The 17,480-nt window shown below is 43.8% G+C and carries 14 protein-coding genes, 1 pseudogene and 1 other annotated feature; of the genes and pseudogenes, 11 read left to right on the forward strand and 4 right to left on the reverse strand.

Annotated features, from left to right (window positions below):
* Window positions 1–5: 5 nt before the first annotated feature.
* From J7I96_RS14740 to ysxE, 7 genes are all read left to right on the forward strand, one after another.
* A complete protein-coding gene (locus J7I96_RS14740; protein ID WP_048688893.1) occupies window positions 6–836 on the forward strand; it encodes a cytochrome C assembly family protein in 831 nt (276 codons plus the stop codon).
* 9 nt (window positions 837–845) lie between these two features.
* Window positions 846–1,778 carry a hydroxymethylbilane synthase gene (hemC, locus tag J7I96_RS14745; protein ID WP_034308911.1) on the forward strand — a complete coding sequence of 311 codons (933 nt, stop codon included), beginning with the start codon at window positions 846–848 and terminating at the stop codon, window positions 1,776–1,778.
* Window positions 1,778–2,575, forward strand: coding sequence for a uroporphyrinogen-III synthase (locus J7I96_RS14750; RefSeq protein ID WP_214925949.1), 798 nt, complete (start codon window positions 1,778–1,780; stop codon window positions 2,573–2,575). Before hemC ends, J7I96_RS14750 begins: the two co-directional genes overlap by 1 nt.
* Window positions 2,572–3,564, forward strand: coding sequence for a porphobilinogen synthase (gene hemB / locus J7I96_RS14755; protein ID WP_072273336.1), 993 nt, complete (start codon window positions 2,572–2,574; stop codon window positions 3,562–3,564). Before J7I96_RS14750 ends, hemB begins: the two co-directional genes overlap by 4 nt.
* 40 nt (window positions 3,565–3,604) lie before the next feature.
* A complete protein-coding gene (gene hemL, locus J7I96_RS14760; protein WP_214771225.1) occupies window positions 3,605–4,894 on the forward strand; it encodes a glutamate-1-semialdehyde 2,1-aminomutase in 1,290 nt (429 codons plus the stop codon).
* Window positions 4,895–5,323: 429 nt separating this feature from the next.
* The gene (locus J7I96_RS14765; RefSeq protein ID WP_214771228.1) at window positions 5,324–6,727 is read left to right on the forward strand and encodes a LysM peptidoglycan-binding domain-containing protein; all 1,404 of its coding nucleotides are present in this window, start codon (window positions 5,324–5,326) and stop codon (window positions 6,725–6,727) included.
* A gap of 95 nt (window positions 6,728–6,822) precedes the next feature.
* Window positions 6,823–7,893, forward strand: coding sequence for a spore coat protein YsxE (ysxE, locus tag J7I96_RS14770; RefSeq protein ID WP_311315263.1), 1,071 nt, complete (start codon window positions 6,823–6,825; stop codon window positions 7,891–7,893).
* A gap of 56 nt (window positions 7,894–7,949) precedes the next feature.
* Here ysxE and J7I96_RS14775 read toward each other — a convergent pair whose 3' ends face one another.
* Window positions 7,950–8,141 carry a hypothetical protein gene (locus tag J7I96_RS14775; protein ID WP_101222799.1) on the reverse strand — a complete coding sequence of 64 codons (192 nt, stop codon included), beginning with the start codon at window positions 8,139–8,141 and terminating at the stop codon, window positions 7,950–7,952.
* 226 nt (window positions 8,142–8,367) lie between these two features.
* Window positions 8,368–8,595 (forward strand) — a binding site (T-box leader).
* Between the two features lie 43 nt (window positions 8,596–8,638).
* Between J7I96_RS14775 and J7I96_RS14780 the strand changes: the two genes are divergently transcribed.
* Window positions 8,639–11,290: a valine--tRNA ligase gene (locus tag J7I96_RS14780; protein WP_214771231.1), complete on the forward strand. Its 2,652-nt coding sequence runs from the start codon at window positions 8,639–8,641 to the stop codon at window positions 11,288–11,290.
* A gap of 56 nt (window positions 11,291–11,346) precedes the next feature.
* On the opposite strand, the gene J7I96_RS14785 is transcribed toward J7I96_RS14780, so the two are convergent.
* A complete protein-coding gene (locus J7I96_RS14785; RefSeq protein WP_214771234.1) occupies window positions 11,347–12,192 on the reverse strand; it encodes an ATP-grasp domain-containing protein in 846 nt (281 codons plus the stop codon).
* Window positions 12,161–13,102, reverse strand: coding sequence for an ATP-grasp domain-containing protein (locus tag J7I96_RS14790; protein WP_214771237.1), 942 nt, complete (start codon window positions 13,100–13,102; stop codon window positions 12,161–12,163). Before J7I96_RS14790 ends, J7I96_RS14785 begins: the two co-directional genes overlap by 32 nt.
* Before the next feature lie 98 nt (window positions 13,103–13,200).
* Here J7I96_RS14790 and J7I96_RS14795 point away from each other — a divergent pair, with 98 nt between their 5' ends.
* On the forward strand, window positions 13,201–14,490 hold the full coding sequence (locus J7I96_RS14795) for a bifunctional folylpolyglutamate synthase/dihydrofolate synthase (protein WP_214771240.1): 1,290 nt from the start codon (window positions 13,201–13,203) through the stop codon (window positions 14,488–14,490).
* Window positions 14,491–14,505: 15 nt separating this feature from the next.
* Here J7I96_RS14795 and J7I96_RS14800 read toward each other — a convergent pair.
* Window positions 14,506–14,775: pseudogene (locus J7I96_RS14800) on the reverse strand (transposase); the annotation flags it as partial.
* Window positions 14,776–15,340: 565 nt separating this feature from the next.
* Between J7I96_RS14800 and J7I96_RS14805 the strand changes: the two are divergent.
* Window positions 15,341–16,093, forward strand: coding sequence for a prepilin peptidase (locus tag J7I96_RS14805; RefSeq protein WP_214771242.1), 753 nt, complete (start codon window positions 15,341–15,343; stop codon window positions 16,091–16,093).
* A 308-nt stretch (window positions 16,094–16,401) separates the two neighbouring features.
* Window positions 16,402–17,367: a hypothetical protein gene (locus J7I96_RS14810; protein WP_214771244.1), complete on the forward strand. Its 966-nt coding sequence runs from the start codon at window positions 16,402–16,404 to the stop codon at window positions 17,365–17,367.
* The last annotated feature ends 113 nt before the right edge of the window (window positions 17,368–17,480 follow it).

Consider the following 17,480-nt stretch of genomic DNA (forward strand, 5'->3'; position numbering starts at 1 on the left):
TAGATATGGAATTACTAATGACAAGATTGCATGAAGCCACTGTTTTGCTGTATGCCATCAGTATGCTTTTATATTTTATTGATTTCCTTAATAATAACCAGAAGGCGAACAGGGTCGCCTTCTGGTTGCTTTCTATTGTTTGGGTGCTGCAAACAATTTTTTTGTTTCTGTATGTGTTGAAAACGGGAAGGTTCCCGGTATTGACGATTTTTGAAGGCTTATATTTTTATGCATGGGTCCTCATATCGCTATCATTGATCATTAACCGATTGCTAAGGGTCGACTTTACGGTCTTTTTTACGAATGTATTAGGTTTCATGGTTATGGCCATCCATACCTTTGCACCTGTTCAGATAGAATCTCAAGTGCTTGCACAGCGCCTGGTTTCAGAGCTATTGCTCATACATATCACTTTTGCGATCCTATCATATGGGGCATTCACTCTTTCTTTCGTTTTTTCACTTTTATACTTAATTCAATATGATTTATTAAAACGGAAGAAGTGGGGAAAACGCCTGCTTCGACTCGGCGATTTAACAAAGCTTGAGCATATGTCCTATGTCCTCGCAGTTATAGGTGTTCCATTATTGGTCGTCTCCCTCATCCTGGGGATTCAATGGGCTTATATAAAAGTCCCTGGAGTATCCTGGCTGGACATGAAGATCATCGGCTCATTTATTTTGCTTATTGCTTACAGTGTGTTTTTATACTTGAAAATTCGGAAACAAATGTATGGAAGGACGCTAGCCTTTCTGAATATTGGATCTTTCATGATTGTGTTAATTAACTTTTTCCTTTTCGGAAGCCTTTCAACATTCCACTTTTGGAATACATAGGAGGAAACTATGAGAAAAATAATTGTCGGTTCAAGACGTAGTAAATTAGCGATCACCCAAACGAACTGGGTTATCGATCAACTTAAAGGACTTGGGGTCCCATACGAGTTCGAGGTGAAGGAAATTGTCACAAAGGGTGACCAAATCCTTGATGTAACACTTTCCAAGGTCGGCGGAAAGGGCTTATTCGTTAAAGAAATCGAACAAGCGATGCTGGATAAAGAAATTGATATGGCCGTACATAGTATGAAGGATATGCCGGCAGTGCTGCCTCCAGGTTTGACGATTGGCTGCATACCACCGAGGGAGGACCATCGGGATGCTTTGATTTCAAAGAACCATGAAACCCTTTCCGAACTGAAGCCCGGTTCCATCATAGGCACTAGCAGCTTGCGCCGTGGCGCGCAAATTTTGGCTAGAAGGCCGGACCTTGAAATTAAATGGATTCGCGGAAATATCGATACCCGTCTGAATAAGCTGAAAACGGAAGATTATGATGCTATCATTTTAGCGGCAGCAGGACTATCAAGAATGGGTTGGGAGCAGGACATCGTAACGGAATTTTTAGATGAAGATATTTGCATTCCGGCAGTGGGACAAGGAGCTCTTTCCATTGAATGCCGTGAAGACGACAAAGAACTGCTTGCGGAACTTGCGAAATTGACATGTGAAAAAACGAAAAGGACGGTTGAAGCGGAACGTGCCTTTTTGGATAAAATGGAAGGCGGATGCCAGGTGCCGATTGCCGGATTTGCGGTGGCAAAAGATAATGGGTCCGTTTCCTTGACGGCTTTGGTCGCTGCCCCGGATGGAAAGGTGATATATAAAGAAATGGTTGAAGGTGCTGATCCAGAGGCGGTTGGGCATGCCGCTGCCAAACAGATTAGCGAAATGGGCGGTAAAGAACTGATCGATCGCGTTAAAGAAGAGCTTGATCAGTAATGAACCCAGTTCAACCTCTTAAGGATTATCAGGTATTAATCACCAGAGGGAAAGGACAGGCAGATGGTTTAAAAGAGTCGATCGAAAAAAATGGCGGAACGCCGCTTCTTGTGCCATTGCTTGAGTTCACTCTTCCAGATCATATGGAAGATGTGCAACAGCGGTTTGAAGAGTTGCTTACATATGAATGGATCATTCTGACCAGTCAAAATGGGGTGGATTTCTTCTTTAAGCTTCTTGGAAACCCGCCTTTGAAGCTTCCGAAAATAGCCGTAATCGGCTCCAAAACAGAAATGGCCCTGAAACGGCATGGATATAAGGCGGATTTCGTTCCAGCTCAGTTTGTTGCCGAAGGGTTCGTGGCGGAGTTCAATACCCTGCTTGATCCGGGTGCCCGCGTGTTGCTGGCAAAAGGAAATCTCGCAAGGGCGGTTATTGCGGAGGCGATCAATGAAGCTGGAGCAATCTGTGATGAAGTGATAATTTATCATACAGTGCTTCCCCGAAGCAGTGAAAAAAAACTGGTGCAGCTTATAAAGAACCATGAAATCGACATCATGACCTTTACGAGTTCATCGACGGTCAATCATTTTTTACAGATCATGAAAAGCCATGAATTGGATACATACATAGACCGGATCATCATCGCCTGCATCGGGCCGATTGCCGCTAAAACGGCAGAAAAACACGGGCTATCCGTCGATGTCTGTCCAGATGTTTATACGACGGATGCCATGGTTGCGGAGTTAATACGCTTCATATTGAAAAGAAATAAAAAGGGAGGAACTTTCAAATGAAAAACATTCCATTCAATCGCCACCGCCGCTTGCGCGCAAGTGCTGGCATGAGGGCTTTAGTCCGTGAAACACAATTGCATAAAGAGGATTTGATTTATCCGATCTTCGTCATCGACGGGGAAAATGTGAAAAATGAAATCAACTCCATGCCAGGTATCTATCAGCTATCCATGGATAATCTGGGGGCCGAAATGGATGAAGTCGTGAGTCTGGGCATTAAATCAGTCATTTTATTCGGTGTCCCTTTTGATCATGATAAAGACGAACAGGGAACAGGGGCATTTCATCACAACGGACTTGTGCAAGAAGCAACCCGGTTTATTAAAAAACAATATCCCGAAGTTATTGTCATAGCGGATACCTGCCTTTGCGAGTATACAAGCCATGGCCATTGCGGGGTCGTTGAAGGGGAAAAAATCCTTAATGACGCTTCTCTTGACCTTCTTGCCAAAACGGCAATCAGCCAGGCTGAGGCCGGCGCAGACATCATTGCGCCTTCCAATATGATGGACGGTTTCGTTGCGGCCATCCGTGCAGGTCTGGATGAAGCGGGTTATGAAGATATTCCGATCATGTCCTATGCGGTGAAATATGCTTCGGCTTTTTACGGCCCATTCCGTGATGCCGCGAATGGTGCGCCGCAATTTGGCGACAGGAAAACTTACCAAATGGATCCCGCCAATCGCCTTGAAGCGTTTCGTGAAGCTGAATCCGATGTTGCTGAAGGTGCGGACTTCCTAATCGTGAAACCGGCCCTTTCCTACATGGACATCATCAGGGACGTTAAGAATAACTTTAATCTTCCGATCGTTTCCTATAATGTCAGCGGTGAATATTCAATGGTCAAAGCTGCTGCCCAAAACGGCTGGATTGATGAAAAAGCGATAGTGATGGAAATGCTGACAGGCTTGAAACGCGCAGGTTCCGACTTGATCATCACGTATTTTTCAAAAGAGGTAGCACGCTGGATAAACGAAGATAATCAATGATAAAAAAATATAACCTGTAATGGAAAAAGGGGATTGAATCATGCGGTCATATGAAAAATCGAAAAAAGCGTTTGCCGAAGCAAAAAATTTGATGCCAGGCGGCGTGAACAGCCCGGTACGTGCCTTCAAATCTGTGGACATGGATCCCATTTTCATGGAGCGTGGAAAAGGCTCGAAAATGTATGATATCGATGGAAATGAATATATCGACTATGTTCTTTCATGGGGACCGCTCATCCTGGGTCACACGAATGACCGTGTCGTGGAATCATTGAAAAAAGTAGCGGAGTCAGGTACAAGCTTTGGAACCTCTACGCTGATTGAGAATGAGCTGGCCAAGTTGGTCATGGAACGGGTGCCTTCGATTGAAATGATCAGGATGGTATCATCAGGAACCGAAGCGACGATGAGTGCGCTAAGGCTGGCACGAGGCATAACAGGCCGTGATAAAATCCTGAAATTCGAAGGTTCCTATCATGGCCATGGCGATTCATTGCTGATCAAAGCGGGTTCCGGCGTTGCAACATTAGGTTTACCGGATAGCCCTGGTGTACCGGAAGGCATTGCAAAAAATACGATTACCGTAGCATATAATGATCTTGCTGCAACCAAATATGCGTTTGAACAATTTGGCGAAGACATCGCCTGTATCATAGTAGAACCTGTTGCAGGGAATATGGGCGTGGTTCCGCCACAACCTGGTTTCCTCGAAGGTTTACGTGAAGTGACGACCCAATATGGGGCTCTATTGATCTTTGACGAAGTCATGACAGGATTCCGTGTCGGCTATAATTGTGCACAAGGCTATTTCGGCATCGTACCTGACTTGACTTGCCTTGGGAAAGTAATTGGCGGCGGCTTGCCTGTCGGAGCATTCGGAGGCAAGCGCGAATTCATGGAACAAATTGCCCCGAGTGGGACAATCTATCAAGCGGGAACCTTGTCTGGTAACCCTCTTGCCATGACGGCAGGCTTTGAAACGTTGAGCCAATTGACTCCGGAATCTTATGATGAGTTCACCCGAAAAGGGGATATGCTCGAAAAAGGAATTGGAGCGGCAGCGGAAAAGTACGGAGTTCCCCATACATTCAACCGTGCCGGTTCCATGATTGGACTTTTCTTTACTAATGAAGATGTCGTAAACTATGATACAGCAAAAACATCCGATTTAGAGTTCTTTGCTTCCTACTTTAGGGAAATGGCGAATCAAGGCATTTACTTGCCGCCGTCACAGTTTGAAGGGTTATTCCTTTCCACTGCACATAGTGATGAAGATATCGAAAAAACCATTGAAGCGGCAGAACAGGCTTTTGCCAAATTAAAAAAATGATTCAAAGCTTCATGAGCTACCGCGATATTCGATAATGATAAATTTGAACTGGCTGCCATTTCTCCAAAAACTTTTGGAGAAAGGCAGCCAGTTTTTTTGAATTCAATCCGTACGTGGAAGAATCGAATCTAACGTTCACGTCCGAATTAATTGGAGGTAGGTCTAAATAATTGGTAGAAAGCAGAATTAATAGGCTGTTGGGGAATTAATATGGCCGTAGGCCGAATATATGGTTTTCATGTCGGATTTTTCATGCTGCTTGATAATCCCGCTTGATATAGCCTGAAAATTGAACCCCCTTCTTTTAAAAGGTTCAGGGAATATGTAAGGAGTGCGCTGCAAATGAAATTAAGGAATAAACAGCTTCTTTCCTTCATAGATTGATATTGGTATAGGTACCGTTTCATGAAGCTGAAAGGAGGAGTTGTCTTGTCGCAAGAAAATGAATCGTATTTACGATTTTCTTTAGAAGAATCCGTTTGGTTTCAGAAGGGACAGGAAGTGGCTGAGCTATATTCGATTTCCCTTGATCCAAATGTGTCGATTCAAGAAAGTGATCAATATGTTTTTATACGAGGCTCGTTAGATTTAAGCGGTGAATACAAAGACTCGCAAAATGGTGAAGAAGAGGAGTTTTCGCAGACCTTTTTGCCAAAAGCGGTTCAAAAGGTCGAGAGGCATCTCAATGGACTTAATGAGTTCACACACCGTTTTCCGGTTGATATAACGATTCCGAATAATCGGATTGCCTCTTTGGATGAGGTCGATGTCTCGATTCAAAGCTTTGATTATGCCATGCCAGAGCATAACTGCTTGAAATTGCAGGCGGACCTTTTGATAACCGGAATCTATAATGATTCATATGTGGAAGAACGGTTTGATACTGAGCAGGAAGTTGGGGAAACGGAGGATCAGGAAGAAACGGATGGGGAAAATGAGTCATACATTCCTTATGCAGCTGCAGTGCCGCCAATCCCGGATTTTCAGCCCGTTTTCCGTGATGAGGAGGAAGAAGAGTTATATGCGCCTTTTTCTGCAGAGTCAAAACGGGTTTCTGAAGCAAATGAAGAAGAAGAAGAAGAAGAACCGATTTATTTAAGCGATCAGCATAATGCTCCCGTTTTTGAAATTCCCGTTTCACCATATCCTGAAGAGGAGGAGTGGGAAACGGAAGTGCATAGACAGGAAGAAGCTGAGGCTGTAGAGGAAGAAGTGATTGGTGATCCGCCTGACTCCTCGGAAAAGGTACCTTTCATGGGAGAGGCAAAATTGGAGGAAGAACCAAGCAGGCAGGATTCCATGGAGACTCCTCGTGTGACATTCATAGAAGAAGTAGAAGAAGAGCCAAGTAAAGCAACCAATCATCAAAGTAGCCCAGTTTCAAATTTAGAAACCGAGGATGTCATCCGGCAGGAAGACGATGCCGTTACAGCGGGTCCTATCCTTAATGAAAATGTTAAGGTGGAGCAGGAAGAGGAATCCAATTCATCCATAAGCGATCTATTCAAAAAGAGGGAAAGACCTGCGCCTCCGGCTAAGGAAGGTAAGAATTTCAAAGGCAGGAAACAAGCAGCGGAACGTGATGAAAAAGAAACGGCCGATCATGATGAAAAGCAGCTTTCCATCATGGATTTATTCGGACGGAAACAAGAAGAAGAACTGGTAAGGATGAAGGTTTGCATTGTTCAGCAAGGGGAAACGCTTGATGACTTGGCTCAGCGATATGATGTTACGGTTCAATCGATCCTTTTCAGCAATGAATTGGAGTCGAATCAGAACGTCCATGAAGGGCAAGTCATTTATATACCGAAGGCGGTTGCGTATAAGAATTGACCGGGACAGAGAGCAGGGCATTTGCTCTGCTCCTGTTTTTTAAATGCTGGAGGAATCGGATTGTTTAGTTTTTTTAGAGAAAGTGAGTGAGTCTCGTGAGGGAAAACGAGAATCAGCAGCCTGCCAATCGGGATCGGGACACGGAGACCGTATTGAAGGAATATGCCATGTATGTTCAATATATTGAGGACTTCGGGCGTGTAAAAAAAATATACAGTGATCGCGGTACATTTGCCTTGAAATCCATGTTACCGCAGAACGGCATTGATTTTATCAAAAATGTTCAAAAACTGTACCAGCGCGGCTTTAATCGAATCGTTCCCATTTATCAAACGATGGACCAGCGTTACGCCGTTCTTCATAAAGGACGTTTGTATTACCTGATGCCCTGGCTTAATGATGAAAGGGACGGGGAGCGCGATGAAAAGAATAAGCAAATGTTCAGGGAGCTTGCTCGGATGCATTCACTTTCCGTTAAGGAAATACAAGTGGATATTGAGGAACGGGAAGCCCATTTTGAGCGGACGCTTGATGCCTGGAATAACGAAAAGGAATTTATAGAAGAGTATATTGTCAGCTGTGAAAAGAAGTGGTATATGTCTCCATTCGAACTGACGGTTTGTTCTTTCTATACTGATATTTCACAGGCGTTGAAGTACTCGATCAAGAAGTTTGAAACCTGGTATGAAAAAACGAAGGATAGTGAAAAGGTTCGAACCGTGGTAACGCACGGAAAGGTTTCTTTGAAGCATTTTGTTTATGATGAGCGGGGATATGGCTACTTCATCAATTTTGAGAATTCGAATATGGCTCCGCCGCATTTCGATTTACTGCCATTTCTCGTTAAATCGGCCAGGACCTATCCTGTCCAATGCGATGACTGTGTTGACTGGCTATATAACTATTTTCGTTATTTTCCGTTAAAAGAAGAAGAATTGCTTCTCATGCAAAGTTATCTGGCATTCCCTGGATCAGCTTTGGAATTAGTGAAGGGTTATTCCGATGGCAGGAGCCATCGTTCAGAGCTTGATAATGTCACGCAACTACAGCGGCAATTTTGGCTTTTGAAAAATATTGAATATATGGTGATGAAAATCGAAGAAATCGAACAGCAGAAAAAGGCTGCTGCCGAGGCTGCAAAAGAAGAACAATCACCCCCAAGCTAAATATACATGATTGGATCATCTCCAGTCATGTATATTTTTTTGCTGTAAGGGAATAATTAAATCCATTCGAAATACAAAGACATGGCCAGGAAAATAAACGCGATTAGCAGGAGCATATCGAAGAAAGTCGGGAAAATCAGCGTGCGTAATCCTTGGAATACGATAAAGGGAACGATGAACTGCTGGCAGACACCGCGGAATTTCTTCATCCAAGGCGGTAAAGTATAGGGAGTATATCTTCGTTTCATATTATTACCTTCCTTTTTAGGACTTCTTATATTCTATGGGTGGGCAGGGAAAAAGGTGAAACAGCCGTCACATTCACTGTTCCTGGAGGATAAAATAAAGAAAATGGACTTGAATGCATCAAATGGGATGATTCCTGAGAAAGTAAGGGAAAAGATGATTGACTGGAGCCCCATGTTTTTTGTACTATATACTATATGCATTCAATGTTTTTACATATGAATATAAATCAATGCAAAGACCGGAAATAGTAAGATGAAATGCACTTTTCAGAGAGGAAACCAAATTGGTGCGAGGTTTCCAGGCAGCAGCATCCGAAGTCGTCCGCGAGCAGTCTTCGTGAATTTTTTAGTAGCGAAGGCCGGTGAAGAGCCGTTATCCGATTTGAGAGCCGAAAGAGACTTTTTCTTTTTCGGAAAAAAGGTGGCACCGCGAACAACTTCCTTCGTCCTTTTGTGATGATGGAAGTTTTTTTTATGCCCAAAAAGGAGGAAATGATATGGAAGAGAACCAAATTTCAATGCCGACTAAATATGATCCGCAGACGATAGAGAAAGGCCGCTACAAATGGTGGCTTGATGGAAAGTTTTTCGAAACGACGGGTGACGATGAAAAAGAACCATATACGATTGTCATCCCGCCGCCTAACGTTACAGGTAAGCTGCATCTTGGCCACGCTTGGGATACGACACTTCAAGATATATTGACACGCATGAAAAGGATGCAAGGCTATGATGTTTTATGGTTACCAGGCATGGACCATGCCGGTATCGCCACTCAAGCAAAAGTAGAACAGAAACTTCGTGCGGATGGCGTGAGCCGTTATGACCTTGGGCGTGAAAAATTCGTGGAAGAGACATGGAAGTGGAAAGAGGAATATGCGAGCCATATCCGTGAACAATGGTCAAAGCTTGGGCTTGGACTTGATTATACACGTGAACGCTTCACTCTGGATGAAGGGCTTTCAAAAGCAGTGCGTGAAGTGTTCGTTTCGCTTTATAACAAGGGCTTGATTTATCGCGGCGAATACATCATCAACTGGGATCCATCAACGAAAACGGCGTTATCCGATATCGAGGTCATTTACAAAGATGTGCAGGGCGCATTTTACCATATGAAATATCCGTTGGTTGACGGATCGGGTGAAATTGAAATTGCCACCACCCGTCCAGAAACGATGCTTGGCGATACTGCTGTTGCCGTACACCCTGAAGATGACCGTTATAAACACTTGATCGGCAAAAAGGTCCGCCTGCCAATTACAGGCCGGGAAATCCCGATTGTCGGCGATGATTATGTCGATATGGAATTCGGTTCAGGTGCGGTCAAAATTACTCCTGCTCATGACCCGAATGACTTCGAAATCGGGAACCGTCACGATTTGGAGCGCATCCTTGTCATGCATGAAGATGGCTCGATGAATGAAAAGGCCGGTAAATATGAAGGCATGGACCGTTTTGAATGCCGTAAGCAAATCGTCAAGGACCTTCAGGAAGAAGGAGTACTCTTCAAAATCGAAGATCACCTTCACTCAGTAGGCCATTCAGAGAGAAGCGGTGCTGTTGTTGAACCATATCTTTCCACGCAATGGTTCGTTAAGATGCAGCCGCTGGCTGATGCATCCGTTGAGCTTCAAAAAGGAACAGATGAGGAAAAAGTTCATTTCGTACCGGACCGTTTCGAGAAAACGTACCTGCATTGGATGGAAAATATCCGCGACTGGTGCATTTCCCGCCAGCTTTGGTGGGGACACCGCATTCCCGCCTGGTACCATAAAGAAACAGGTGAAGTGTATGTAGGTCATGAAGAGCCGGCGGACGCTGAAAACTGGGAACAAGATACAGATGTCCTTGATACATGGTTCAGCTCGGCATTATGGCCGTTCTCGACTATGGGATGGCCTGATAAGGACAGTGTCGATTTCCAACGTTACTATCCAACCGGGGCACTTGTGACAGGCTATGATATCATTTTCTTCTGGGTATCGCGGATGATTTTCCAAGCTCTTGAGTTCACAGGTGAACGCCCATTTGAAGATGTGCTGATCCACGGTCTGGTTCGTGACGAACAGGGGCGCAAGATGAGTAAATCGCTTGGCAATGGTGTCGATCCGATGGATGTCATCGATCAATACGGTGCCGATTCCCTGCGTTACTTCTTATCTACGGGCAGCTCGCCAGGCCAGGACCTTCGTTATAGTACGGAAAAAGTCGAAGCAGTTTGGAATTTCTCCAATAAGATTTGGAACGCATCCCGTTTTGCTTTGATGAACATGAATGGCATGACGTATGACGAAATCGATTTAAGCGGTGAGAAGTCTGTTGCCGATAAATGGATCTTGACGCGTTTGAATGAAACGGTTTCCAACGTAACCAGACTTGCGGACCGTTATGAGTTTGGTGAAGTGGGCCGTGTGCTATACAACTTCATTTGGGATGACTTCTGTGACTGGTATATTGAAATGGCGAAGCTTCCACTATATGGAGAAGACGAAGCGGCTAAGAAAACGACGCGCTCGATCTTGGCGTATGTACTGGATAACACAATGAGATTGTTACACCCGTTCATGCCATTCATTACCGAAGAAATCTGGCAGAACCTACCGCATCAAGGTGAGTCCATCACTGTTGCCGCTTGGCCGGAAGTGAATGAAGAGTTGACAGATACAGCTGCCGCCGAGGAAATGAAGCTGCTTGTTGAAATCATCCGCTCCGTCCGTAATATCCGTGCTGAGGTGAACACACCGCTAAGCAAAAAAATCAATTTGATTTTAAAAGCGAAAGATGAGGCCATCTTAGCGACATTACAGAAAAACAGCAGCTATATCGAGCGTTTCTGCAACCCTGAACAATTGACGATCGGAATCGAAGTAGAAGAGCCTGCTCAAGCCATGACAGCTGTGGTAACTGGCGTAGAACTAATCCTTCCGCTTACAGGACTGATCAATATTGACGAAGAAGTGAAACGTCTTGAAAAAGAACTCGACAAACTTAATAAAGAAGTTGAGCGTGTACAGAAAAAATTAGGCAACGAGGGCTTCGTTAAAAAGGCGCCGGCAAGCGTCATCGAAGAAGAACGTGCCAAGGAAAAAGACTATAGCGAAAAACGCGACTCTGTAATCCACAGGATCAGCGAACTGAAACAACTGTAAAACAAAAGGATGAACCAGCTTGAAGCCGGTTCATCCTTTTTCTGTTTACATGCTATTTAAGAAGAGGATATGCTTTCTTTTATGAATGTAAGGTACTCCCATACGATATTCATATCACTTAGTGCACTTAATGTCCGGCTCCCGACGACATCCTCAATTTCGTTCAGCATGAGGCTGCCATCTTGGGCAAATATGAAATCGATACCGACCAGGCCGAAATCAAATGAACTCATTACCCTTTCAACAAGGGCTAATTCAGATGCCGTCAGCTCATATAGCGAAGCCGATCCGCCCAGCGTATAATTTGCCTTGAAACTGGAAGCGGATTCCCTGAGTACCGCGGCCTTCACTTTATTACCAACCACAAAAACGCGGATATCCCTACCGAATAAGCCAGGTTTTTGGATTATCCAATTCCCATCATTCAGTTGGGCAAGATCATCGGCATGCTCGATTAGAAATACTTGTTTCCCGCCGCGGCCGCTAGTTTCTTTAGCAATGAAAGGGAGCTCCATGTCATCGGCACTCGGCCTTCCGTTACAATAAACGGTATCGGCCATTGGAATCCCCAGCGAGGACAAATATTGATGCGTCTTTGCTTTGTCATTCGCGATTTCCGATACGAAGGAGGAGTTAAAGCAAGCAATCCCCAATTGCTCAAGTTGCTTTGTGAAAAAAGGATCGATGGTCCGGACGATGGCAAAGTCCGGCAATGAAATTGGCTGCATCTCATGTTCCACATACAACTTGTTGAAACGATGACCGATCCTAAGGTCTTCCCGAAAGTGAAAGTGTAAATCAAGATCAAGCTTACTGGCTTCGTCAAGCATCCAATCTATGTATCCTTTATTTTTCAAGGCATCCTCACGGTTATAAATCAACCAGCCTGCTTGTTTTTTCATCAGATGCACTTCCTTTTCCTAATTCTTTCAAGATATAATCGAACATGCTATCGGCGATGTTGATGCCTGTACATTCATAAATGTTCAATAAATGCGAATTTGAATTCACTTCGCACAAAAGCGGACCTTCTTCACCAAACAGCAAATCGACGCCAGCGAAGTCGGCACCCAGAATTTGTGCACATCGAATGGCAAGTTGTGCTTCTTCACTGGTGGGTATATATGGTGCAGCCTGCCCCCCGGCAGTCATATTAGCTCGGAAGTCCTGTTCGGAATGACGTTGCATCGCTGCTATGACTTGATTGCCCACGACATTCACGCGAATATCCCGACCTTTACTGTGCTCGATGAATTCCTGGATGATAAATGGTTTGTGGCCAAGATCACGGCCCGTCTTCAGTAAATCATCTTCTGATTGGATTAAATATACTTGTTCCCCAAAAGAACCGTATGCTTCCTTAACGATTAGAGGATAACCGAGTTCATTGCCGATTTGGATAAAAGCATCCATATTGACCCTTTCAATCCCTTCGTACGTAAAAGGGGGAAATATGGTTTTCGGCATCGGTATGCCATGCCCTGTTAAGGCTTGATGTGTTTTTGCTTTGCTGTCGCATATATCGATTGCTGCACTGCTGTTATATACGGGGATGCCGAGCAATTCCAAATGGCGCGCCAAATGAATGTCTTTATCCATGAACAGAACAAAATCCGGCAGCTTATCAAAGGTTCCTTTCAGCCGCGGCACTCCTTTTTCGATTATGGGCATGAGATCTGAATTGCGGATAAGGGTTGCCATGATATCTTTCCTTTCAGCCGCCTCTTTAATGAAAAAAGCTAAACTGGAAAACTTATCATGCTGTAAATAGCCGTTGACGACAATCCAACAGTGGAAATCTGAAGTTTTCATGGTAAAACACTACCTTTCATCTAGGTTAATCGTACATATATTGATAAAATAATCTTAACGCATAAGAGCGGTATAAAGAAAGAGGAGGCTCCACGATAATGGTTACAACCATGAAAGAAATCAATCAATTTTTTGAACGGCGCCAAGTTCAATTGGGCATGAATTTTGGACTGTCACGGATGGAAACATTGTTAACTGAATTAGGCGACCCGCACAAGGAGCTAAAGTATATTCACATTGCAGGGTCCAACGGGAAAGGATCGACACTGCAATATATTAAAGGAATTCTGCTTGCCCAAGGGATTCGGGTCGCTTCCTTCACTTCTCCTTATTTAATACGGATGAATGAACAGCTGAAGGTGAATGAGGATGAAATAAGTGATCAGGATTTCATCGATGTCTTCCGTAAGCTTAGTCCGATCATACATGAGATGGACAGCAAGGGGAATGGTCCCACCCAGTTCGAAATTTTGACTGCAATGGCATTCTCTTATTTTAGCCAAAAGGAAGTCGATTTGGTTTTAATGGAAACCGGTTTGGGAGGCAGGCTTGATACAACCAATGTCATCCAGCCGTTTCTTTCGATCATTACCTCGATCTCTTTGGAACATACGAACATCCTGGGTAACACACTTGGGGAAATTGCTTTTGAGAAGGCAGGCATCATAAAAAGCGGGGCGCCGGTCATCAGCGGAGTCACAGCCGGGGAACCAGCAAAAGTAATTGAAGAAAAAGCGTCAGCTTTAGGCGTACCTTATTACCAATTGGGTAAAGACTTTCATGTTAGCAATATGAAGCGAAGTGAACGTGGGCAAAGTTTCTCATTTTCACTTGCCGACAGGTCAATCGAAAATGTGGAAATGCGGATGCTGGGCCGTCATCAAATGGAGAATGCGGCACTGGCCATTGCTGCTGTCACAGTTGGAATGGAAAATATCGATGAAAAAAGCATCCTTAAAGGAATAGGGGCAGCGAAATGGGATGGGCGCTTTGAAAAAATATCGGATGAGCCATTGGTGATCATTGATGGTGCACATAATCCTGCCGGCATCGACGTACTGAAGGAAACGCTAAAAGTGCATTACCCCGACTATAAGTACCGATTCGTATTCAGCTCATTTAAAGATAAAAATTATTCCGAGATGCTTCATGGACTGGAAACGGGGGCAATGGAAATCATCATTACCGAATTCGACCATGAACGGGCGGCGGATGCGAAAACGCTTTTTGAAAAATGCAGTCATCCAAATAAAAGTATAAACAAGGATTGGCAGGCGGCGATAACGGAAGGCAAAAGGAAAACGGGGGATAAAGAGATCCTTGTCATTACAGGGTCCCTTCATTTCCTTTCACTTGTGAGGGAGTTCCTAATCAGGGAAGATGCCTAAATAATGTGCATTACCGTAATGAGGCATTTTATCATGGAAACCAAAGCCTAAGAACCAACGGTAAGCCATATTTGTTTCAACTTCTTCAATTGCTTTATGCATTGAACGAATACCGAGGGGGAAATCGAATGAAAGTCAGTTTGGCTAATATAACTGGATCAATACTTGGGCTTCCTATCTCTGAATATATATCTTTCACCAAATCATAAATGAAAGTGAAGTCAATGGCAGCCTCAATTTTACGAACCAACTGATTCGCCGGCACCAGTTGGTCTAAGTAATCATTTCAAGTTGGTCTCGCTGAATAGAATAATGTCACCTCAGGTTTTAATAGTTCTATTTTAAAACAAAAAAGACTATAGGCAAAAGGAGTTCCATCTGAAATTTTAAACATAGTTGATTGGAGCGGGTGTACGAGACTCCTGCGGGAATAGCGAGTCCAAGGGAGACCCCACAGTCGCAAGTGCGCCGAGGAGGCTCCCGGACCGCCCGCGGAAAGCGAGTGCCTGAAGTGGAAATCTGTACAAGCCAAAAAAAACTGTAGACAAACTCGATTTTCATCGAGTTTGTCTACAGTCCGAAAGGATCTTTACGAAGGTCCTTTTCTCTTGTTAAAGAGCCTCTTGAAAAGAAAAAACTCCAATAGAATGATTGATAACAAACCAGCCAATTTATTTGTTAAAATATGTTTATATATTGCATTCCATATGAATGTTGAATAGTAGGATATGCTTAATTAAATGACGGGAGGAATGAGCATGAAGAACCCAATGGTTAACTACATAGCGGAAGGGACTTTTATATCAGGGTTTCAAAGAAAGGCAATCGAATCCACATGCACTTTGTATAAATGATGGCTATCCATATCTATCTTTTCGTATTTGGCTTAATTTTAGGCTCATTTTTTAACGTTGTCGGTTTAAGTGTTCCAGCTGGCCATTCATTTGCGAATCGTCGCTCCGCCTGCCCTTCTTGCGGGCGTACATTGACATTCTTCGAGTTGATGCCGGTTATTTCTTATATGTTGCAAGGCGGTAAATGCCGGGGCTGTAAAGCAAGGATATCCCCCCTTTATCCGGCCGTGGAAATGCTGACCGGTGTTTTGTTTGCCTCTGCTCCGATATTCCTTGGCTGGTCGGGCGAACTTTTGGTTGGCTGGATATTGATTTCATTATTTATGATCATCTTCGTGACTGATGTCGCCTATATGCTCATACCCGATAAAATACTGCTTTTCTTTATAGTGATTTTTATTGTTTTAAGAGTCTCATTTCCACTGACGCCCTGGTGGGATTCAATTGTCGGGGCAGCGGTTGGTTTTAGCCTGCTGTTATCAATCGCGGTCGTGAGTAAGGGGGGCATGGGTGGCGGTGATATCAAGCTGTTTGCAGTGATTGGCTTCGTATTGGGAATGAAGATGGTGCTGTTATCGTTGCTTTTTGCGTGCTTTTATGGGGCATTGCTTGGCATCACCGGGTTGCTGACCGGAATCTTAAAAAAGAAAACCCTTATTCCTTTCGGACCGTATATCGTTTTTGGGACATTGACTGCTTATTTTTGGGGCGATTCGCTATTACATTGGTATGTAACATTTTTAAGATGAGCTTAAAGGGCCATCCTGATTCAAGAGGAATTTGTCAAAAAATCACCTGAACAATAGCTCAGTAGGGAACCATCCCCATTTGACGGCAAGAGATTATGAAATGATAGAGGGATGTATGTAATTGGTGAGAGGTGATATGGAAGGGTTCATGAAGCAATAGTACCAGTACCTGGAATTCCTTTTTTGTTACCGATATATGAATAGGGAAATTTGACGAAACCTATTAATGACAAGACGACAAAAGTCTTGTTATTTTTTTTTCCCTCTATGATAGGATGAAAAAAATGATCTGGAGGGGAGGAAAAAAATTGGGCAAGCCGGAAGAAAGCAAGGGTGTAACGATTAAAATAAATGGGGAAGAAAAAGTATTTGCCGATAAAAAAGTTGAAAGTCAAGAGGCGGCGAGTAAGGAGCAGGAACAGGAACAAACTGATGAGAGTTTCGAATGGATACTCCCTGAGGATTCAAATGAAAGCAAGATCGTATTGGTACCCACACCGCCAAAGAAGAAAATGCCGAAGCTCATCGGTTTTGGTACCGGGTCACTGAAAAGCTCGGATAAAAGACCGATCAAGACATTCATGATCGCAGTCATTTGTGCTGTGTTTTTTGGGTCGATTCTTGGCTTGATCGCCGTTAAAACGATTACAAAGGAAAAAGCCGAAGTATCTTCGGTCGAGACCCCGATTCCAACTGAAGCCACAGTTGAAGATAAAAAAGCGGCAGTGACCGAACCGGGAAACCAGCTGAAGACATTCCTTGTACAGGGGGGAGTATTCAGCAGCGAGGATGCGGCAAGGCAAATTCAAAAGAAAATCATTGAAAAGCAGGTTCCTGCTGAAATCTTCAAATTGGAAGAAAGCTATTATCTATTTCTGGGATCTGCAGAGAGTCTAGCTGCAAGTAAAGAATTGGCCTTGTTCTTAAAGTCATATGATGTGGATGTATATTGGAAGGAAATCAATTTTGAAGCGGCAGGGACAAGCCAAGAAGATGAAAAAACCCTCGACAAGATGAAGGCAGTATATGCTTCGTTGGCAGAAACATCCGCAACAAAGCTCCGCGGAAAGGCAGGGACGGTAAACGGGGAAACCCTGAAAAAAAACATGGATGAACTGAAGGCGGGGAAATTATCGCCGGCGTTTTCAAAGATGAACGATGACCTGACTGCTGCGGCAAAGTCGATTGATGAATATGAGACTTCCAAAAATGAAGAAAAGCTATTCCAGGCTCAAGAAAGTCTTTTGAATTTTTTATTGAATTACCAAAAGTAGTGAAATAGGGGGGCTGCCTAATGGGACAAGCCTCCCAATATGAAACCATCTGTGACACCTTTTTTATTTTCCGGGAAATACTTACAGGGATTTGTCGATTCCTAGTAAACAAT

Origin of the sequence: Bacillus sp. ISL-78 (assembly GCF_018613455.1) — a bacterium.
Taxonomy (GTDB): Bacteria; Bacillota; Bacilli; order Bacillales; family DSM-1321; genus Peribacillus; species Peribacillus frigoritolerans.